We start from the raw sequence: 21,541 nt of genomic DNA on the forward strand, positions 1-21,541 counted from the left end.
ACGCTCGCTCCAGGGATCTTGAGGAGGTCATTCGCATGTTGAACGCCATCATTCGCCTCTCACTCCGCTACCGGATGGTGACGATTGCGTTGGCCCTGGTTGCGCTCGTATACGGCGGCATCACGCTTTACCAGCTGCCGATCGACGTCTTCCCGGACTTAAACCGCCCACGCGTGACCATCATGACTGAAGCGCCTGGGCTCGCTCCGGAAGAAGTCGAGACGCTGATTACTTTCCCGCTCGAATCGGTACTCAACGGGGCGACGGGCGTGCAGGCCGTACGCAGCTCTTCGGGCGTTGGGCTTTCGGTCATCTATGTCGAGTTTGCCTGGGGAACCGACATCTATGTCGACCGGCAAGTGGTTGCGGAAAAGGTTGCGCTTGCAGCCGACAGAATGCCCGAAGGCGTTCGGCCAGTGCTGGCTCCGATTGCGTCGATCATGGGACAGATTCTGCACGTCGGCATGTGGAGCGAAGGCGGGAAGACGGATCCAATCGAAGTTCGCACACTGGCCGACTGGGTGGTGCGACAGCGCCTGCTCACGATCCCGGGGGTTGCGCAAATCGTCACCATGGGCGGCGGTCGGAAGCAGTATCAAGTCCTGGTCAACGCCGAGGAACTGCTGAAGTACGACGTGACATTGGAGGATGTTGAAAAGGCAGTTGGGGCCAGCAATGCCAACGCCACAGGCGGGTATCTGAACCAAGGCTCGAAGGAATTCCTGGTCCGTTCACTGGGGCGGATCCAGAACATCCGCGAACTCGAGAATGTCGTCGTCAAAGCCAATCGCGACCGCCCCGTGGTCTTGAGTCAGGTCGCGCGCATCACCGAGGCGGCGCAAGTCAAGCGCGGCGATGCGGCCGTTGACGGCTCTCCTGCGGTTATGTTGACGATCGCCAAGCAGCCGGGCGCCGACACACGGAGCCTGACGACTGCGATTACCAAGGCACTCGAAGAACTCAAACCGTCACTGCCTGCGGACATTCGCATCAATCCGGCCGTTTATCAGCAGAAGTCGTTCATTGATCTAAGCATCCACAACGTCATCGAAGCTCTCCGCGACGGCGGCATTCTGGTCGTCATCATCCTGTTCATCTTCCTCCTTAACTTTCGCACGACCTTCATCACTCTGACCGCGATTCCGCTCTCGATCGTCGTAACGGGCCTGGTGTTCAAGTGGCTCGGGATGTCGATCAACACGATGACGCTGGGTGGGTTGGCGGTGGCCATCGGCGAACTGGTGGATGACGCGATTGTCGACGTCGAGAACATTTTCCGCCGACTGCGCGAGAATCGCCATGCGGCCCGGCCGAAGCCGGCCCTGCAAGTCGTCTATGAGGCGAGCACTGAGGTCCGCAATTCGATCGTCTTCAGCACAATTCTGATTGTCTTGGTCTTCGTGCCGCTGTTCGCCTTGGGCGGCATGGAAGGTCGGCTCTTCACGCCGCTAGGCGTCGCCTACATCGTCTCGATTCTCGCTTCGCTTGTGGTATCGCTGACGGTCACGCCGGTCCTATCGTATTGGCTGCTGCCCAACGCCCGAATCATGGGCCACGACCGCGACGGGCTCGTGTTGCGCATCCTGAAGCGGGTCGCGGGGAGTGCCATTCGATTGAGCGTCCGTCACCCGTGGCCGATTCTGACTGCCGTGAGCGCCGCAGTCGTTGTCAGCGGATTTGTCGTGACCCGCCTCGGACGCGATTTCTTGCCGCCCTTTAATGAAGGAGTGGTCCAAGTAAATGTCTTTGTTCCGCCAGGGACTTCACTGGAGACATCGAACAAGTTGGCTGGCATGGTCGACGACAAGCTGAAGCAGGTGAACGGCGTGCTGGCGATCGGACGCCGCACAGGACGCGCGGAGCTGGACGAACATGCCGAGGGGGTCAACGTGTCAGAGACCATCGTCTCGTTCGACCCGAAGGCAAATCGCTCGCGCGAGGAGATCCTCGAAGAGATTCGAGAAGTGGCGAGCCAAGTTCCCGGGGTTGTCGTCTCCGCGGAACAGCCGCTGGCGCACCTGATCTCGCACATGCTTTCCGGCGTCAAGGCTCAGGTCGGGATCAAGCTGTACGGCGACAACCTCGACATCTTGCGGCGCAAGGCCGACGAGATGAAGGCGGCGATCCAGGGGGTGCCGGGCGTCAAGGACCTGATGGTCGAACAGCAAATTGAGATTCCACAGCTCCAAGTCGTTTTGAATCGCGAGCGGCTCGCCAACTACGGACTGCGATCCAACGATGTCAATGAGTTCATAGAAACCGCCATGAACGGCCGGATCGTCTCCGAGGTAGTTCTCGGCCAACGAACGTTCGATTTGGTGGTCCGGCTTGACGAGCCCTATCGACAGAATCCCGAAAAGATCAAGCGGCTCGCCATCAACGTGCCGACAGGCGGCCGCGTGCCGCTCAGTTCGGTCGCCGATGTGCTCGCCAGTAGCGGACCCAACACGATCAATCGTGAAAATGTCCGCCGCCGGATCATCGTTCAGTGCAATACGGCGGATCGCGATTTGGCCAGTGTGGTGACCGACATTCAAAAGCGGCTCGCTCCGATCCAGGCCTCGCTACCTACCGGGTATTTCATCGAGTACGGTGGGCAGTTCGAAGCTCAGGCCTCGGCCACGCGAATGATCGGATTCCTGAGCCTGTTCTCCATCGCGGGCATGTTCCTGACGCTGTACACGCTGTTTCGCTCGACGAATCTGGCTCTCCAAGTTCTGGCCGCACTGCCGATGGCAGCGATTGGTGCAGTAACCGCGCTGGTGATCACAGGCCAGTCGCTGACGGTTGCCAGCCTAGTCGGATTCATTTCTCTGGCTGGGATCGCTTCGCGCAACGGCATTCTGCTCATTGCGCATTACCTGCACCTCGTACGCTACGAGGGCGAGAGGTTTACGCCGGCCATGATTGAGCGGGCAGGCAAGGAACGGCTGGCCCCGATGCTCATGACGGCGCTGACGGCCGGCATCGCCTTAATCCCTCTCGTGCTTGCGGCCGGTGAGCCGGGCAAAGAGATTCTTTATCCGGTAGCGACGGTGATCCTCGGCGGCCTTGTGAGCTGCACCTTGTTGGACTTCTTTGTCCGGCCGGCCTTGTTCTGGACGTTCGGTCGCAATGAGGCCGAGCAGTTGACCGAGGATGGCGACGACAATTTCGGATCATCCGATCCGCCCTCAACCTCCCACGATCCCGCAAACGGCCAGGCCCGCCTGGAACCGGTCGCGGCGCACCACTAATCGATAGAGTTGTCTCGAAATCCTTAAAGGAGTCATTTTGATGAGTACCCACATTTTATGGTTTGGTTCCTTGATCGTTCTCGCCTTGGCCATCGGTGGATTCGCCGGATGCTCGAAGTCCGATACTGGAACTCCGGCTGAAGAACATCACGAAGGGGACGGCCACGAACACGAGGGTGAGCATTTTGAGGGCGATGGACACGATCACAGCAAAGACGGTGCGGCGCATGATGACCATGACGACACTGACCATGAGCACGCTCACTTAACCGAGGCCGAGATTTTAATGCCGGCCGAATTTCCGGCGGCAGTCGCTCGGCTCAAGACCTGCAACGAAAGCCTTCAAGCTGCGATCAAGTTGGGTGACGTGCATAAGGCCCACGCACCTGTAGACGAGCTTGTAGTTCTGGCTGGTAAGCTCACCTCGATCGCCCGCGATAGCGGTGTGCCGAAGACACATTGGAAGGACATCAATTTGCTCGCCAAAGAACTCGACACGCAGCTCGATGCTCTGCACGACGCTTTGGACCGCGATGAAACCACAGGCTATGACACAATTGGCCCTCAAATTGATGCTGCGATTGCCCAACTGTCAACCTTTGAATCGAACCAGCTTCCGTCGCCACATGCCGCGGCAGATCCGAACTAAGCGTCGGATCAGATAATCACCCGACGACGATGGTGAATTGCCTGGCTCTACCAAAATGGCTTACCGTTTTGTTCGTGTGCGGACGGACACGAGTTTCGCGGATGCGATGCCGTTTCGCGATCACGTCGATTGGGTCTTCATGAAATAGGAAGGTCTACAATGTCGCTGTATGCATACTCTTCAAGGCCTGCCCTGATCTTGCTGTCGCTAACCATGTTGATGGCATGCGTTGGGTGCGCTTCGGGACGTAACCGGGAAAGTTCGTCTGTCAGCACCGTCGGACCAACACCCGCTTCCTCACCGGAGTATCCGAGCAGCGGAGGCAGTCCGGCGAGCCCCACGCTAAGCGCGTACCCAGTACCGACCACCAGCTTGGCATCAAATGCGCCTGCGACGAACGAGGCCGTGATGATGCCGTCTGCTGCGGTCGAGCCTGCGGTAGTGCCCGTGTCAAATGAAGAGCAGGCGCGAGACATATTGCCGGCCGGCTACCGGCTGGACAATCCCGGCGTTTCTGGTTGCCGAGATTCGGGGTGCAATCGCTGTAGGTAACTCACGGAATCTGCAATTCAGAAAGATCCGATCATGTTGCCCGTAATCAGTCAGAAAGCTGGTCAATCGCGCCGAGCGTTGTCCGTCTTGATCGTAGACCATCGCGATATTTCGCTTTGGCCGTGGAGCGTACGCTGGCGGATGCCGGATTCGCAGTGCGGAAGGCGAAGAGTGCGAAATCGGCAAAAGACGAACGCCAATCCTCCTCGCCGGACTTGATCGTTCTATACTGCGAGCTGGTCGATGATAGCGGCTGGCTTTTGGCAAGCAAATGGGCGTTGCGTCCCAATCGAAGTAGAATCTGGCTCTACAAAGGGCTGCCATCGGCGCATGATAAGGATTGGCTCAGATACTCACACGTGGAGAAAGTCTTCTACCATGCGAATGAAGCAGAACGACTGACCGCAGATCTCCGCCTGGTTGCCGAAGCTGGCTTCGAGATACCCGCCGACCAATCCCAAGTCATTGGGTGCAGCAGATCGTTAGAGAGCCGAGCCCGAATCTCGCGGAACTTGAGCGCACGCCCGGCATTGCGCCAAGCGTATTGTCAGCTTGCTTTGCAGAATGATGGGGTTTTCCCGGCTTTTCCGTAAGCTCCGTTGACGCCGGTGTCGATGAGAGAGATAGTACGATAGGCTTTGACGGTCTCCACGATGAATGCACTTGCGGCAAATCTGCTGGCGGTCTGGATGCTGGCGCTGTCCATTTTTGGTTGGTGCTGTCACGGTCCGCGCGCCTTCTCTGCGTCGCAGACCGATTCGGTCGCCTCGACGGGTTGCTGCAAGCATTGCAGACAGCCAGTCCAGAGTGATGGGCCGTCGGCTCCCACGCGAAACGATGCACATCAGTGTCAAGGTGCCTGCGTCTACGTTACGAGCTCGGCACCCCAAATCGATGTCGATCAGCACGTTTCAACGCTCGACGTTGTGCTGACGCTGGATTTCTCGCATTCGGCATTGTCCGCGATGCCGATTGACCGCGCGACAGATGGCTCTATCCCACATCCGCCATTGCGCCTCCATCTTCTTCATCAAATCCTTCTGATTTGATTGGCTGAGCGACTCTTCGCTCATCCTACCACTCTGGTGACGCGGGCGAGTTGTTGCGCTCGGCACCATTCCCATTGGTCTTCGATTCCATTGTCGTGCGCGTTTGTTGGCGCGGAGTTCTTCCATGTCTGCGAGCATTCCCAGATCAACCATTGCGTCTCCGGCGGAGCCGGCGGATTTGAAGCCCCGCTCGTCGAGTGCAGGACGCGGATGGCGACAGCGCGCAAGGCATACGCTGCCCACCCTGGGCGTTGTCGCGGCACTAGCCGGTGTCGCGGCATGGGGGCATTCCACCGGCTGGAAGCTTCCGAAGTTCTCGGCTCTGATCGGCGAGACTGAGCAGGCTGTCACGCCCTGGTGCGAGGACCATAACGTGCCCGAGGCATCTTGCATCGAGTGTAAGCCGGACCTGTGGTCAGCCGCGGCCGACCACGGCTGGTGCAAGGTCCATGGCATCGCCAATTGCCCGCTCGAACATGCGGACCTGGCACAGAGCAGCTCGCCTGTCAAGCCGACCGACGCCATGCGTGAGCGTGCCGCACGAGCCCTGGCAACGAAGCCGCGCGCTGAGAACAACAGCCGTTGTGGTTCGCACAAGCGACGGATTCAATTCGAGTCGCCGGAGGTCATCGACCAATTGGGGATTGAAGTGGCAGTCGTGCAAGAGGCGCCGCTCGTCGAGGCGATTAGCACAAACGGCGAAGTCGTTTACGACCAGTCGCGCGTGGCTCATCTCTCCAGCCGCGTAGCAGGTACGGCATGGCAAGTCGAGAAACAAGTCGGTGATCGGGTTGCCGCGGGTGAACTCCTAGCACTCGTTGAAGCCGCTGATGTTGGTCGAGCCAAATCAGAATTGCTGCGTGCGATCTCGGAGAGCCGCTTGAAGCATGCCACCATCAATCGCCTGCGGCCGCTTGCCGATCAGCAAATCATCCCTGTCGGCAAATTCCGCGAAGCTGAAGCCGAGTTGCAGCAGTCCGAAATCAACCTTCAGGCTGCCGAGCAGGTTCTGGCCAACTATGGCTTGCCGGTTGATGTTCCTGGATTCGGCGACGCTGACACCGCAGAAATCCGTCGCCGCATTCAGTTCCTGGGTCTGCCGGATGACGCCGTGGATCGCATCAGCGCGAGCGTGACGACGTCGAACTTGTTTCCCGTGCGTTCTCCAATCGCGGGCACTGTCGTCGAGCGCGAAGTTGTCGCTGGCGAAGTAATCGACACGACGACGCAGTTGTTCACGGTTGCCGATGACAGCCAGATGTGGCTGATCCTGCATGTCCGGCAGGAAGACGCGCAGTACGTCCGGCCGGGTCAGAGCGTGCTTTTCCAAACGACCGTTTCCGCGGGAGAGCTGAAAGGCCAGGTGCGGTGGGTCAGTACCGAGACGGACGAGCAAACTCGGACCGTCGAAGTAAGAGCCGAGATCCCCAACGCCGATCGCAATCTGAGGTCGAACACCTTTGGCGTTGGCCGAATCGTGCTCCGCGACGAAGCGACGGCGATCGTGGTGCCGGACGACGCTGTCCATTGGGATGGCTGTTGCCACGTCGTTTTCGTGCGTGACAAGGATTACTTCGAGCCCAACGCGCCGAAGTTCTTCCACGTTCGCAAAGTCCGCCTGGGCGTGAAGGAGGCGGGCACGACGGAGATCATTGCCGGTTTGCTGCCGGGCGAAGTGATTGCGACACGCAACAGCGTCGTGCTCGAAGCCCAGCTGCTTAAGGCGAATCTGGGTGCAGGGTGCTGCGAAGCGTGCGCGCCCAAGAAAGAAAAGTAAACACAGTTCGCTGCCGGAGCGCGATCGTGCTGAATTGGATCATCGACATCTCGTTGCGGCATCGCTTGGCGGTGATTGGTGCCGTCCTGGTCAGCGCCTTCGTCGGCGCTGTGTCGCTCCGCCATCTCGACATCGACGCGTTCCCCGATACGACCCCTGTCCAGGTCCAGATCAACACGGTTGCCTCGTCGCTCGGGCCCGAAGAGGTCGAACAGCAGATCACGTTCCCGATCGAACGGGCCCTGGGCAGTCTTCCCGGACTGGAGAACGTCCGTTCCGTCTCCAAGTTCGGCTTTTCCCAGGTTGTCGTTACCTTCGAAGACGGCATGGACATCTACTTCGTCCGCCAGCTCATCAACGAGCGGCTGGCGACGGTCGAGCTCGCCGAGGGCATTGGCCGCCCCAAGCCGGGGCCGGTCTCGACCGGCCTGGGCGAAGTGTTCCATTACGTCGTCACGGGGACCGGCAACGACGTGACGGAACTGCGCACGATCCACGACTGGGTCGTCAAGCCGAAAATGCAAACCGTCAAAGGTACGGCCGAAGTCAACAGCTGGGGCGGCTTCCAGAAGCAATACCAGGTGCGGATCGACCTATCCCGGTTGATCAAGTTCGGGCTCACTTTCGACGACGTCGTTCGGGCCGTGCAGGAGAACAATCGTAACGTCGGCGCCGGGAGCATTCGGGAGGGCTCGCAGTCGCTACTAGTCCAAGGGCTCGGCCGGACCACGAGCGCACAGCAGATCGCCTCGATTGTTGTCACGGCCGTCCACGGAGTTCCGGTTCGGGTGAGCGACGTTGCTGACGTCAAGATCGGCTCCGAAGTCCGCCGAGGCGCCGTCACGGCCGACGGCCGCGGCGAAGTCGTCATGGGGCTGGGCTTCATGCTCATGGGCGAAAACACTCATGAGGTGACGTGGGCCATGAAGAACCGGCTCGACCAGATCAAGACAGTGCTGCCGCCGAACGTCAAAGTCCAGCCGGTTTACGACCGGACTGAGCTCGTCGAGCACGTCATCGATACAGTCAAAAACAATCTGTTCGAAGGGGGGCTACTCGTCGTTGCGGTCCTTTTCGCCTTCTTGGGCAATCTGCGAGCGGCGCTCATCGTGGCGCTCGCGATACCGCTGTCAATGTTGTTTGCTTTTTCGGGCATGCTGCGGTTCAGCATCGCGGCTAGCTTATTGAGCCTCGGCGCGATCGATTTTGGCATGATCGTCGACAGCTCGGTCGTGATGGTAGAGAACTGCGTCCGCCGCTTGTCTGAATCTGATGGCCGGCGATCGAAGATCGACGTGATCCGCGAAGCGGCGATCGAGGTCCGCAAGCCGACGATGTTCGGTGAGCTGATCATCATGATCGTCTACCTGCCGATCCTCACACTTGAAGGGGTCGAGGGGAAACTTTTCAGGCCAATGGCGTTGACCGTCATCTTTGCCTTGATCGGATCGATGATCCTTTCGCTCACGTTGATGCCGGTCCTGGCAAGCCTGCTCCTACCGAAGCGTGTCAGCGAGCGACAGCCGTTGTTGATGCGGATTGCGCATGCCATCCATAACCCGATCTTGCGGTTCTCGATGAACCACAAGGCCACAATCATTGGATTCGCCGCCTGCGTGCTGGTCATCGCGTTCGGCATGATTGCTCCCAATCTGGGGACCGAGTTCGTGCCCCGGCTTTCCGAAGGGGCGATCGTCATCAACGTAATTCGTCTGACCGGGACGGACCTGGCGGATACGGTGAACTACAACACGAAGATGGAACAGGCCATCCTCGGCTCGTTCCCCGACGAGGTCGCGCACGTCTGGAGCCGCGTCGGGACTGCCGAAATAGCGACCGATCCGATGGGGACCGAGCTCACCGACATGTTCATCACGCTCAAGCCTCGCGGCCAGTGGACAAAGGCCAAGACACAGGCCGACCTGACGACGCTGATCGAGGAACGGCTGCGCGGAATGCCCGGCCAGCGGCTAGCGTTTCTGCAGCCCATTGAGATGCGCATGAACGAAATGACCTCGGGCGTACGCTCTGACTTAGCGGTGAAGCTCTACGGTGACGACCTCGACGTGCTGGGGGCCAAGGCGATGGAGATCGAGCGCATCCTCCGCCAGATTCCCGGCAGCGCCGACGTCAGGTCCGAGCAGCTCACGGGCCAGCCCGTGCTGCAAATCAAGCTCAAACAGGATGAATTGGCCCGCTATGGCGCGCCTGCCAAAACTGTCACCGACGTGATCGAGGCGATCAGCGGCAAGCCGATCGGCGATGTGATCGAAGGACAACTCCGCTTTCCGCTTGTGGCCCGTTTGCCGGAGAGCCTGGTCGACGGAGTGGACGGTGTGCGGTCGATTCTCATCACAACGCCCAGCGGCGAGCGGCTGCCACTTGAGCGATTGGCCGAGATTCGCGTCGTTCAAGGCCCGTCAACGATCACGCGCGAGGCGGGCCAGAGGCGGATCACCGTCTCGGCGAATGTGCGCAATCGCGATATCGGCAGTTTCGTAGCCGACGCACAGCGCGAACTACGCGGGCAGCTCAAGCTGCCGCCTGGGCGATACTTCTACGAATTTGGCGGCCAGTTCGAACATCTGGAGCGGGCCAGAACGCGGTTGATGATCGTCGTGCCTGTGGCCGGTGTGTTGATTTTCACATTATTGTACTTGACGTATCAGAGCGTCGTTGACGCCTTGCGCGTGTTTACAGGGGTGCCCTTCGGCTGGGTCGGCGGCATCTTCGCGCTGTGGATGCGCGATATGCCATTTTCAATATCCGCCGCAATCGGTTTCATCGCGCTTTCGGGCGTGGCCGTGCTGGACGACATGATCCTCGTGTCGTATGTGCGAAAGCTGCGCAGCAAGGGCGTGCCGCTAGATGCCGCTGTGACCGAGGCCGCCGTCACGCGACTGCGCCCGGTCTTGATGACCACGCTGGTTGCCAGCCTGGGCTTCTTGCCCATGGCGTTCAGCACCGGCATGGGTGCCGAAGTGCAGCGCCCCTTGGCCACGGTCGTGATTGGTGGCGTCATCGGCGCCATGATCATGTCGCTCCTGGTGCTGCGCGTCCTCTATATCCTCTTCGCTTCTCCTTTCGAGCGGCGCCAAGAGCGCCATCGAGCCGAGGAGCAGTGGCAGTTCGTCGAAGCTGGTTCCCCCTGATCCCATCGGAGTGTTCCTGATGTCTAAAAACTATTGGTTGGCTTTGCTCGTTGCCTGTGGTGCCACAGGCGTTTCTGTCGGCTGCAACAAGACGGATTCGACCCAAGCGCCGACCGGCGCCCCGGCCGGTAAAACGTCCGAGGCGGACGGCCACGTTCATGGCGAATGGTGGTGCGACGAGCACGGCGTACCTGAGGAGATCTGCGCCCAGTGCAGCATCGAAGTTGCCAACGATCTCAAGGCGAAAGGGGATTGGTGCAAGGAGCACGACCGACCTGACTCGCAATGCTTTATCTGCCATCCTGAGAAGGAAACCCAGTTCGCCGCTCAGTATGAAGCCAAGTACGGTAAGAAGCCGCCTAAGCCGAAGCTCGAAGGCGGAGACGAGCACGATCACGAACATGAAGAGAAAAAGTCCTAGCCTCGTCGGCAAGATTTGAGCATCAACCGTCAACATCGAATGGAGTCGATACGATGAAGCGCTTCGTCAGCAATGGCTCGTTGACTATGCTGTTGGCCTTCTGCGCTTGGGTTCAGGTTGCAGGTCGCTGCCATGCGGCCGAACCTGCCCAGCGCGCCGAGGCAGTCCTTGCGAGTTCCGCCAAAGACAACAAATTCACTTACGTCGTCTTCTACAAGCAGTATGACGCTACGTCCAAAGCGATGACCAAAACGGTCCAGCAAGGGCTCGCCGGTCATGAGAACGAGGCCGTCATCACATATTCGCAGGTGACTTCGCCTGAGGAGCAGGCGCTGGTCAAGAAGTTTGGCCTGGAAAGGACTCCAATGCCGATGACTCTAGCCGTTGCCCCCAACGGCGCGATCACGGGCATCTTCAATACGAAGCTGACGCCCGAGTTGGTTGTCGATGCTCTCGTCACACCGGTGATGACCCGCTGCATGAAGTCGATGCAGGAGGGAAAGATCGTGCTGGTGTGCGTACATAGGACGGCCGAGCCCGCCGTGCCGCAGTGTGCGAGCGACTTCCAGAAGGATGCGTTCTACGCCGATCGCTCGGCCGTCATTTTGCTTGATGCCAACGACCAGGCTGAGGCGCGGTTCCTTGCTCAAATGAAGATTGAGCCTGCCAAGACCGGGGACGTAATCGTCATGCTCGCACCGCCGGGAATGCTGGTGGGGCAGTTTGCCAACACGACCACGAAGGAGCAGCTAGCGGCCGCCCTGCACAAGGCCGGCAAGTGTTGTGACGATCCTAACTGCAAACACAACAAATAAGCGCGATTCATAGCACCGAATGTCAAGGATGACACAATGAATCTCAGAACTCTAGTCTGGAAAGAAATGCGCGAACGGCCGACTGCACTCCTCACGAGTGCGACGGCTATCGTGCTGGGCGTGGCTGCAATCGTCGCCCTTCGGCATATCACGTACTTTTCGGAGCGGGAGATCGGCAAACAGCTCTCGGAACTGGGAGCCAACGTCCTGATATTGCCGAAAGACTCGATGCTGCAAAACTACTACGCGGCCGATCAGACCTCGGGCACGTTACCCGAGGAGTTTGCGTCGCAGATTCTGCTCTCCGGCCTGACCGGCGTTGAGCGACTGTCTCCGAAGCTGACCGTACCTGTGACGATCAGCGACTGCCAGATTACGCTCACCGGCATCCTGCCGCAGGCCGAGTTTGAGGCCAAAGCGGCCTGGCAAACGGCCTCGATGTTCAGCAAGCAGCCCAAGGGCTGCCAACGCGCGAACTGTGCCCCTAAGTCGCAACATGCTGGTCCCGAAGCCTTGGCCACACAGCGGTCGATCGACAAGCTGGGCGAATTCGACGTCGTCGCCGGCCGCGATGCCGCGGAACTGTTGCAAGTCGAGCCAGGCGATTCGCTCACGTTGTTGGGCAAATCCTTTCACGTCGTCGCCCTGTTGCCTGCAACAGGGACCGTTGACGACGGACGATTGTTTGCCCATCTGCACACCATACAGCGCCTGGCCAACACCGGCGAAGTGGTCAGTGCCATCGAAGTGATGGGCTGCTGCGAAGACGCCGCCGGCGACCTGGTCCCGGAGCTAAGAAAGCTGCTGCCCGAGGCTAAGATCGTCACCGTTTCGCAAGTGGTCGAGACGCAGGTCGGGGTCAACCGACTCTTGGGGCGGTTGTCGCTCTTTGTGTTGGTCGTGTTTGCGCTCGTCGCCGGTGCAAGCGTCGCCGGCACGATTGCCGCCAATGCCCGGGAACGACGTCGTGAGATTGGGACGTTGATCGCTCTGGGCGCGTCACCGCGGCTAGTTTCGCAGATGTTCTTGCTCAAGGCCGTCTGGATTGCCTTAGCGGGATCGCTCCTCGGGGGACTCAGCGGAATGACGGTGGCGCTGGTGCTGGGCCCTCAATGGGCCGGCGTCACGATTCAGCCGTTGTTTAGTCTTATCTTGATTGCTGTTGGCGCGGCTGTCGCATTGACTGTCGTTGCCGCCTACTGGCCGGCCCGGCGGGCCGCTCATCTCGATCCCTGTCTCTGCCTCCGGGAGGTCTAACGCCGTGATTGTCCTTACTGATGTCCTTAAGACCTATGAACGTCGCGGCCACAAAGTCACCGCACTCCGATTGGAGTCTCTCCAGATTGCTAGGGGTGAGTACGTGGCCATGATTGGACCGAGCGGCAGCGGCAAGACCACGCTGCTGTCGATACTTGGCGGAATGCTCTCACCGTGCGGTGGTCAGATCATGCTGCACGACACCTCTGTCTACGATTTGTCGCCTGCTGACCGCGCCAAGCTCCGCCAGCGGTCCATTGGATTTGTGTTTCAGCAGTTCAATTTGGTGCCATATCTGACCGCCCTGGAGAACGCGCAGTTGCCGCTCTATCTCGCGGGAATGGCCAGAGACGAGCAGCGAGAGCTGGCAACGAGCCTCTTGCAGCGAGTCGGCTTAGGTGACCGACTGCACCACAAACCGAGCGAACTGAGTGTTGGGCAGCAACAGCGTGTGGCACTTGCCCGCACGGTGGCCAATCAGCCGGCCGTGATTCTGGCGGACGAGCCGACAGGCAACCTCGACCCGCACAGTCGTGGGTGTGTGCTGGATTTCTTCGACGAACTGCATCGCGACGGGCGGACGCTCGTCATGGTGACCCACGACGTCGCCGCGGCCCAGCGAGCTAGCCGAACGATCACGCTGGCGGACGGTGCGATTGTCGCCGACTCGCAGGCGCCGAGGAGGAATGCGGCCTAGGTCATTTCGTGAAAGCGACAGGAGATATGGCCATGCAAAAGCCCCGGCGCGGACGCCCTCCGACTTATGGCCCGGATCGGCGGGCCCTGCTGGCCAAGTTAGTTCGGGAGCACGGTATTCGAGGAGCTCGTGACGTTGCGCCGTGGTCCGTTTCCGTGCAGACTCTCGTTTTGATAGCGGATGAATTTGGGATCGAGCGTAAGAAGGGACGACGGCCGCGTCGCGCGGCCTGAGCCGAATATGTCAGAGCAGATCGAACTCAGAATCCACGGCATGGATTGCGCCGAAGAAGTCGCGGCGCTCAAGGCTGAGCTTGCGCCTATGCCGGGAATCGAGAAGCTTGGATTCGAGGTACTCAATGGCAAGATGACCGTGACGTTCTCTCCCGCACAGGTCACTCCGCAGCAGCTCATACTAGCGGTCGGTCGAGCAGGACTGAAGGCTGAGCCATGGCAGGACGTCCGGCCTGGGGCCGAATCGCAAGAGCGCACGCTCAGAACCGTGCTGATGTCCACGAGCGGAGCGTTGCTCATGGCAGGCGCCTCGGTGCAAGCAATTCGCACGGGTTGGCAAGCGGTGGTAGGCGCTGACGAAACCGTGGCCGTGCCTTGGGTGGCACGACTGCTCTATGTCGCGGCGATCGTAGCGGGCTCTTGGTTCGTTGCGCCCAAGGCATGGCGGTCGCTGGCTCGCCTGCGACCTGACATGAATCTGCTGATGATGGTCGCCGTGCTGGGGGCAATCGTCATCCAAGAATACCTGGAGGCGGCCACGGTCGCGTTTCTCTTCGCCCTGTCGTTGAGCTTAGAGGCGTGGAGCGTCGGAAGGGCGCGGCGGGCGATCGCGGCGCTGATGTCGCTGAGTCCGACGCAAGCACGGATTATGCTGCCCGACGGCAGCGAGACCATGGTTGACACCTCGCAAGTAGCCGTCGGCAGTACGGTGGTTGTCCTGCCTGGCGAACAATTCCCCTTGGATGGCAAGCTCAGCAAGGGCGAGACGACCGTCAACCAGGCTCCCATTACCGGCGAATCGGTGCCGGTCGCAAAATCGCCCGGCAGTGATGTTTATTCCGGCACCATCAATCAAGAGGGGGCTGTCGAATTCGTAACGTCTAAGCCTGCTGGAGACACCACACTCGCCCGAATTATCCGGATGGTGGGCGACGCCCAGAGCAAGCGTTCACCCAGCGAACAATGGGTCGAGCGCTTTGCCCGGTACTACACTCCGGCGGTGATGGCCTTCGCAATTCTAATCATGCTGGCGCCGCCACTACTGTTTGACGGTGCCTGGTCGCGCTGGTTCTACGAGGGGCTTGTGCTGTTGGTGATCGCTTGTCCCTGCGCACTCGTCATCTCTACGCCGGTTAGCATCGTCGCAGCCCTGACCGCCTCGGCCCGCCAAGGCGTGCTCGTCAAGGGCGGACCGGCGATGGAGGCTCCGGCGCACCTGCGGGCAATCGCCCTCGACAAAACCGGCACACTGACAGTCGGGCGTCCCGAGGTTCGCGATGTGATTGGAATGTCGGGCCATTCGGAAGAGGAAGTTTTGGCGATCGCCGCGGCCGTCGAGACTCGTTCCGAGCATCCACTTGCCAATGCTGTGCTGAGAGCGGCGGCGGCGAAGGGAATCAAGCCGTTGCCCGCGGTCAACTTCCAAGCGGTTCAAGGAAAGGGTGCGACCGCGAGCGTTTCACATGGTGTGGTGTGGGTGGGATCGCACCGCTTGCTCGAAGAACGAGGTCAAGAAACGCCCGAGATGCACAGTCGGTTGCTGGAGCTTGAACAGGAGGGTGCCAGCGTCATCGTGATCGGCAAAGACGATCATGTTTGCGGCTTGATCGCCTTGGCAGACCAGATTCGTCCAGAGAGCCGCGAAGCGATTGTCGAGTTGCGCCGCTCTGGGATTGAACGCATTGTCATGCTTACCGGCGACAATCGCGGAACAGGCGAGGTGATCGGCCAGAAAGCTGGCGTGGACGAGGTGCGAGCCGAACTTCTGCCCGACGACAAAGTCATCGCGGTGGAAAAGCTGGTCAGCGACTTTCAGCATGTGGCCATGATCGGCGACGGCGTCAACGACGCGCCGGCCCTAGCGCGGGCGACAGTCGGCATCGCCATGGGAGCTGCAGGTAGCGATGCGGCACTTGAGACGGCCGATATAGCGCTCATGGGTGACGATCTGCGGGCTGTCCCTTGGTTGATCGATCATTCCCGGCGCACGTTGCGTGTGATCCGGCAGAACATTTTTGGATCACTGGCGGTGAAGGCGGTGTTCATGGTGTTGACACTCCTGGGCATGGCATCGCTGTGGTCAGCGATCGCCGCAGACACAGGGGCGTCACTGGTCGTCATTTTCAACGGATTGCGATTACTCAACGGTGTTGGTCCGGGACAAGCGGTAGCCACCGAAGCGCAATATATGTAACCAATGCTGACTCAACGGCAGTCAGCCCACGATTTTCAATGCGAGAGATGAGCCATGGAAGTGCTCAAAAAGACCATCGCGATCGCACTGCTGGGTGTACTCAGCTCGCGCTTGCCAGCTCAAGAGTCAGGCAAGCGACCAGGGTTCATCATGCCACCCGACCAGCGGACCACGCTGCCCTCGCCCAATGCGCAGGCGCAAGGTGGGATACCCGAACCCGTGCCAGTCGGCAAGCCCGTCGTCCAGCCTGTTGGGAAATTCACACCTGAGGAGCTGGTTGCGCTGGCGTTGCAACGCAACCCTTCGTTGGCTCGTTCAGCCGCAACAGTAGAAGCGGCACGAGGTCGTTGGGTCCAAGTCGGCCTGCCGCCGAATCCCACAGCAGGATTCTCAGGTTCCGAGATGGGCAATAACGGAACTGCCGGCCAGGTAGGCGGCTACTTCGGCCAGGAATTTGTCACTGGGGGTAAGTTGCGGCTGAACCGTACTGTGATTGACGCTGAGGTCGCCGAGGCTCAAAGACAATTCGAGGCTCAGCGATTACGCGTCATCACCGACACGCGCATGGCCTGTGTCGATGTGGTGATCGCCCAAAGACGCGTCCAGATCGCACAAGAGCTGCTCTACATCGGTGACCGTGCCGTCTATTCGACCGATGCGCTCGTTCGAGGCCAGCAGGCAAGCCGGTACGAGCTGCTGCAGGCACAAGTCGAGGCCAACTCGGCAAAGATCGTCACGCAGAACGCGCACAACGATCTCCAAGCCGCGTGGCGTCGCCTGACGGCTGTGGTTGGCATGCCAGAATTGGCACTGACGCCCGTCGAAGCTGATTTGAAGGCAATGCAACAGGAGTTCACGTTTGACGGCGTGATGCAACGGCTTCTCACGTCAAGTCCCGAGCTGGCAGCGGCCGGTGCACGGGTGGTTAGAGCCAGGCAGGCCCTTGCTCGCGCAAGTGTGGAGAAGATCCCCAATCTTGACGTCCAAGCCGGCGTGCAACATGACAATTCCAGCGGCTACGACATCGCCAATCTCCAGGCCGGCATACCATTGCCAATCCTCAACCGCAATCAGGGGGGAGTACGCGCGGCGCAGGGGGAACTTGCCGCAGCACAAAGCGATGTCTCGCGAATCCAGCTTGACTTGCAACAACGCCTGGCGATCGTCTTTCAGCGATATGCCAATGCCAAACACCAAGTCGAGACCTACGACAAAGACATCTTGCCAAACGCTAAGGAGGCTCTCGACATGGTCCAATTGGCCATCAAGCAAGGTGAGTTCGACTACATTGTCTTCTTGACGGCGCAGCGGACGTTCTTCCAAGCCAATCTGGCGTACCTGGAATCGCTCCGCACGCTTCGCACCAGCGAAGCCGAGCTCGAAGGGCTTCTGCTTTCAGGTAGCCTTGAACGAACCTAGCAGCAGAACTTAGTTGGAGTTTCGCACTTTATGCCGCCAGGGCGGCCGTGTTTTCCAGGAGTTCGAGGACTTCCTGGCCGCCGAGTCCCGATGACGAAACCTGTTCGCGAAGGCTCGAACGCCGCACAGTGCTCAGCATGTCGGCGAACGAGGGTTCGGCCTAGGTCGAGTACCACGGGCGGTTGAGAGGGCGGTAACTGCGATGTCCGTCCTGCACCGAACCACAGCACGATCAGCGGGGCCGGTTCACAGGCTCGCAGCAGTCTGACAAGCGCCCGCCGCTCCAACTGATAATACCACGGCAAGCTGGTCCCCAGCACGTGCGCAGCTTCGCTCGGACGCCGAACGCCTGCCAGTACCTCCAAGATGACCGCCGCCTGCCGTCGGGCAGGCGCCCTGCACTTCCAGTACCATGGCACTACTGGCCGTGGTATGCAGGCCATAGCCAACCACGAACCGACTGTGGTTGTCCAAGAAGCCGACCACGTGCAGTCGCCGGTTCTGGCGCTTGAGCACGAACGTAAACAGGTCGGTCTGCTACAGCTGATTGGGGCGGGCGCGTTCGAAGCACCGCACCTTGTCGGGATGCGGACGTGTCACCTGTTCCTCGAGTTGATAACCGGCAAAGTGCAGTGCCCGGGCGACCGCACCCGGGCTTGCCGCCAGTGCGGGGCCGCGCACCAGTTCATCGGGGATCCGCTGGCAGCCCCACTCGGCGTGCGCCTGTTTGAGCATCACGATCGTGCGCTTGGTCAACTCCAACAGCTTGCTGCGGGTCTTCGCGCCCTGAGGTGGCCCGGCCAGCCCGGCCGGCCCCTGTTCGCCGAAGCGCTTCCTCCACAAATTTAACGTGTGCTTCGACAGCCCCAGGAGCGGGCAAGCCTCCCGCCGGAAGTCCACTGCGTTGCCAGGTATCGGGAATCAGCAATCGCTTGTGCGGCGAGAAGGCCTGCCGGACTTCGTCCGGCTTGACCAGCGAGCGCCCTCGGGGCCGGCCGTTCCAGCCCAAGGGACGACTCGTACCTGAGGAGAAGTCCCGCGCACTTGTACCGGCCCATGGCGCCGGGGTGGGTGCCGGCTGCTCCCAGTCATCATCTGACCGAAGATCCTCGGCCGGAAATGCTTCGGGGTGATTCCCGTTGACGACCGACGTGTCTTCGTCGTTCCAGGGTTCCTCGGGCGAATCCAACTCCGAGCCCCCGACTTCGTCGGTTGCCTGTTGATCGCCATCTACCTCGGCGGACGGTTCACCGCCTGGCTGCGCCGGCTCGATCGGCCTCGGTCCCGAGCCATCACCAGTGCATGCACGATCCGCTTGCGAATCCCAGCGCCGATTCCAAAATGCTGACATCGGACTTCTCCCGCGGCCAAAGCCGCTCGAAAAGGAGAAGGTCCTTCTTCCAGTGTATTAATCGCTGCTAGCGGTCAAGATTCTGGAAAAAGGCACAATGCATGGGTTCGAGCCCCGCAACGCGAGCTAGCTGCCCGCCCCCGGTTCCGCCGAAGCGCGGGCCAATGTGAGAATTGCAGTCCTTACGGCGTCGGTCAGATGCGACCAGATTCTCGCTATTGTGATTAGTTCGACTGCAGACGTCGGAATGACGCCGGGTGACACCTCACGCCACTCAGTCCTGCAACCCTGACTGCAACCATAATCGTCGTCGCGACGTAACTCTTTTTGTTGTATGCTGCTTGGGTTCGACGAGCAGCGGTTTCCTAAACCGCAGGTCGCAGGTTCGAATCCTGCCAGGCGCAGTGACGCTCGCCCGGATTTAGCGGCGGTGCCCGGCGTGGGTCCGTCGATTTGCGGTCGACTCGTGCCACGCCGGGCCTGGTAGTGCCGCCGCATGAAATGTGGTGGCGAGGCCACGCACGGCGGTTGCCGGTTGCCGCATTACTGCGGCGCCGGCGTCCCTTGGGGGACTTCGCCCTTGTCGCGGGTCACCATCGCGGTAAAGACGCGCGTGTCGACGCTTTCCTGGATGAACCGCACCGAGCCGTCGCCAAAAGCCGCGTTGGCGCCGCTGGGATGAAAGGCATAAACCTCGCCGGAACCCTCGGTGCCGTAGAACGGATGCGGGAAGTCGGTCTGCCCGAAATCTTCGCCGTTGGTGCAGTTCACGACGCACGGTCCGGGGAACGTGGTGCCATCGCTCGACGAGCCGTCGATGCTGAAATCGCTCGCCGGGCGCGGCCAGCCGCCGCCGTTGACGCGATATTTCGTCAGGTCCTCGTCGACGAGCTTACCGTCGCGGTAGAGATAGGGGCGACCGGCCGATTCCGTGTACATGATCGTGTTCGACAGGCCATCGATGACGTCGGCAAACGTCGACTTGATGTTCTTCGGAATCATGCCCGTGCCGTAGACGTCGATCAACCCGGCTTCTTTCATCCGTCTGTCGACGCCGATGGTCGGCGAGTAGTCGAGGCACACCGAGATGTTCGCTTCCCACGGGTCGGCTTCCGGCAGGCCATCGAGCCGCTCAGGCTTGGGCGCCGAGGGGCATTGCAGAATGGGCATGCGGATTCGCACGGCGGCGCGGTTGTCGTCGTGATTCCAGTTCAGCGTCTGGTCGTAAACGTCGTAGACGTTCTGTTGCTCGATATAGGGGAGCATGAACGTCATTCCGCTGATGCGCGGCAGCGAGGTCAGGCCAGGCGGGCGCGTGCTGGCCGGGAGATAGCCCTTCGAGTCGTGGAAGTTGTGCGCGGCCAGGCCGATGTTCTTCAAGTTGTTCGTGCACGACGAACGGCGGGCCGATTCGCGAGCCTGCTGCACGGCGGGCAAGAGCAAGGCAATCAAGATCGCGATGATGGCCATCACGACCAGCAGCTCCACCAGCGTGAAGCCGGGCTTCGGCGTTTTCCTGGAAACGGGCATGGGACGGTTCCTTCTCAAAAAAAGCAGGCGATGAAAGCGAAAAAACGGTGAAATGAACGCAGCCAAACGGTTATTCCTCGTAGCTGCGATTGGAGCGCCGAGCGGAGGCGAGTTGACGCGGTACTTCGATCGGGGCGAGTTCGCCGGCGCCTGCGGCCACGGTTACCCTGAGCGGCGTCTGTTGCGGATTGGCGTATTCTTCGTCGACGAGATTCGGCCCGAGTTTCGGGTCGGCATCTTCGCCGTCGGGGTACTCCAGCACTTGCCATTGCACGGTCACGGCATACTCGCCGCTCGGAGCGCCGTCGCCCGACTTGTATGTGGTCAGGCGAAAAGTGCCGTCGGAGTTGACCTTGCCCAGGGGCCGCACTTGAGCGTCGGCAGCCGGACCGCTCAAAGGATGCAGCGTGACTTGCGCACCCTCGGGTTTTTCGCCGTCGACGCTGACTTTGCCCGAGACCTGCACGACCGGGAGCTGCGGCGCCGAACGACTGCAGCCGGCGATGCCGACGGCGAGCAATGCAGCGACCGGGACCCAAGAGTTGCGCCTCCGGGCGCCGTGCGTGGAGGGTTTATGTGGGGCAGACATCGATCCAACTCCTTCATATTCTGATGGGGACGCGGGCCGATCCCGCGCATGGCTGGGACAGATCAGTACGGTTCCGGGCGCGCAGCGCGCTCGACCCCAAGCGGCGGCTGCGACCTGGTACACGCAGTGCCGTCGGTGAAATCGGGGACCGCGGGCGCGCAAGAGTTCAGGCCAAGATCGCCCGTAGCGCGCGGGCTCAATCGCTGCACGGCGACGGCGCGCGACGTCGTTGCAGGACGGGCCCATTCAGACGACCGGGTTTCGGCAGGCATGCGTGACTCCTCGTGAGTCGTTCGCGTGCCTCCGGTGAGTCCGGTCAGCGGTGCAGGTCAACAGTAGGAAGGACGGATTGTGGCTTCGAGGCCAACGGTTCGGCAGTGTTCGGGTGCGCGATTCGTACCTGGTCAGCGACTCGGTCGCTGAGGGCGGCGACGCTCGGTGCGTTCGATTTGTACGACCACGCCGTCCTGCACGGTCAGGCGGATATCGCCAAAGCGCAGGCCGGCCAGCGCCTCGACCAGATAGCCGAGGGCTTCTTCGGTCAGTGCATCGCGCCGCCGGGCAGGGGCCGGGTTCACAGATTGCAGTGGATCGAGTGAGTTCATGACGGACGCTCCTGA

15 protein-coding genes and 1 tRNA gene are annotated in these 21,541 nt (G+C 60.6%); 11 read left to right on the forward strand and 5 right to left on the reverse strand.

What is annotated here, in order from left to right:
• Positions 1-35: 35 nt before the first annotated feature.
• Positions 36-3,236, forward strand: a complete 3,201-nt coding sequence (locus K1X74_06340; protein ID MBX7165951.1) for a CusA/CzcA family heavy metal efflux RND transporter — start codon at positions 36-38, stop codon at positions 3,234-3,236.
• Positions 3,237-3,276: 40 nt separating this feature from the next.
• Positions 3,277-3,885, forward strand: coding sequence for a hypothetical protein (locus tag K1X74_06345; protein MBX7165952.1), 609 nt, complete (start codon positions 3,277-3,279; stop codon positions 3,883-3,885).
• A 137-nt stretch (positions 3,886-4,022) separates the two neighbouring features.
• Here the strand turns inward: K1X74_06345 and K1X74_06350 are convergent, their stop codons facing one another.
• Positions 4,023-4,361: a hypothetical protein gene (locus K1X74_06350; GenBank protein ID MBX7165953.1), complete on the reverse strand. Its 339-nt coding sequence runs from the start codon at positions 4,359-4,361 to the stop codon at positions 4,023-4,025.
• Between the two features lie 1,783 nt (positions 4,362-6,144).
• Here K1X74_06350 and K1X74_06355 point away from each other — a divergent pair.
• From K1X74_06355 to K1X74_06390, 8 genes are all read left to right on the forward strand, one after another.
• A complete protein-coding gene (locus K1X74_06355; GenBank protein ID MBX7165954.1) occupies positions 6,145-7,263 on the forward strand; it encodes an efflux RND transporter periplasmic adaptor subunit in 1,119 nt (372 codons plus the stop codon).
• 26 nt (positions 7,264-7,289) lie between these two features.
• The gene (locus K1X74_06360; protein MBX7165955.1) at positions 7,290-10,415 is read left to right on the forward strand and encodes a CusA/CzcA family heavy metal efflux RND transporter; all 3,126 of its coding nucleotides are present in this window, start codon (positions 7,290-7,292) and stop codon (positions 10,413-10,415) included.
• A 19-nt stretch (positions 10,416-10,434) separates the two neighbouring features.
• On the forward strand, positions 10,435-10,836 hold the full coding sequence (locus K1X74_06365; GenBank protein ID MBX7165956.1) for an RND transporter: 402 nt from the start codon (positions 10,435-10,437) through the stop codon (positions 10,834-10,836).
• A gap of 53 nt (positions 10,837-10,889) precedes the next feature.
• Positions 10,890-11,651 carry a hypothetical protein gene (locus K1X74_06370; protein ID MBX7165957.1) on the forward strand — a complete coding sequence of 254 codons (762 nt, stop codon included), beginning with the start codon at positions 10,890-10,892 and terminating at the stop codon, positions 11,649-11,651.
• A gap of 36 nt (positions 11,652-11,687) precedes the next feature.
• Positions 11,688-12,908 carry an ABC transporter permease gene (locus tag K1X74_06375; GenBank protein ID MBX7165958.1) on the forward strand — a complete coding sequence of 407 codons (1,221 nt, stop codon included), beginning with the start codon at positions 11,688-11,690 and terminating at the stop codon, positions 12,906-12,908.
• 109 nt (positions 12,909-13,017) lie between these two features.
• On the forward strand, positions 13,018-13,605 hold the full coding sequence (locus tag K1X74_06380) for an ABC transporter ATP-binding protein (protein MBX7165959.1): 588 nt from the start codon (positions 13,018-13,020) through the stop codon (positions 13,603-13,605).
• A 240-nt stretch (positions 13,606-13,845) separates the two neighbouring features.
• A complete protein-coding gene (locus tag K1X74_06385; protein ID MBX7165960.1) occupies positions 13,846-16,032 on the forward strand; it encodes a cation-translocating P-type ATPase in 2,187 nt (728 codons plus the stop codon).
• 54 nt (positions 16,033-16,086) lie between these two features.
• Complete coding sequence (locus tag K1X74_06390; protein MBX7165961.1) at positions 16,087-17,451, forward strand: TolC family protein; 1,365 nt, start codon at positions 16,087-16,089, stop codon at positions 17,449-17,451.
• A gap of 537 nt (positions 17,452-17,988) precedes the next feature.
• Here K1X74_06390 and K1X74_06395 read toward each other — a convergent pair.
• Positions 17,989-18,294, reverse strand: a complete 306-nt coding sequence (locus K1X74_06395) for a hypothetical protein (GenBank protein ID MBX7165962.1) — start codon at positions 18,292-18,294, stop codon at positions 17,989-17,991.
• An 844-nt stretch (positions 18,295-19,138) separates the two neighbouring features.
• Between K1X74_06395 and K1X74_06400 the strand changes: the two genes are divergently transcribed.
• Positions 19,139-19,206: transfer RNA gene (locus K1X74_06400), tRNA-Arg, on the forward strand.
• A 139-nt stretch (positions 19,207-19,345) separates the two neighbouring features.
• Here K1X74_06400 and K1X74_06405 read toward each other — a convergent pair.
• The 3 genes from K1X74_06405 to K1X74_06415 form a co-directional block, all read right to left on the reverse strand.
• A complete protein-coding gene (locus K1X74_06405) occupies positions 19,346-20,332 on the reverse strand; it encodes a DUF1559 domain-containing protein (GenBank protein MBX7165963.1) in 987 nt (328 codons plus the stop codon).
• Between the two features lie 70 nt (positions 20,333-20,402).
• Positions 20,403-20,921, reverse strand: a complete 519-nt coding sequence (locus K1X74_06410; GenBank protein ID MBX7165964.1) for a hypothetical protein — start codon at positions 20,919-20,921, stop codon at positions 20,403-20,405.
• A 404-nt stretch (positions 20,922-21,325) separates the two neighbouring features.
• Positions 21,326-21,526 carry a YezD family protein gene (locus K1X74_06415; protein ID MBX7165965.1) on the reverse strand — a complete coding sequence of 67 codons (201 nt, stop codon included), beginning with the start codon at positions 21,524-21,526 and terminating at the stop codon, positions 21,326-21,328.
• Positions 21,527-21,541 lie beyond the last annotated feature (15 nt).

This window comes from Pirellulales bacterium, assembly GCA_019694435.1.
GTDB lineage: Bacteria > Planctomycetota > Planctomycetia > Pirellulales > JAEUIK01 > JAIBBZ01.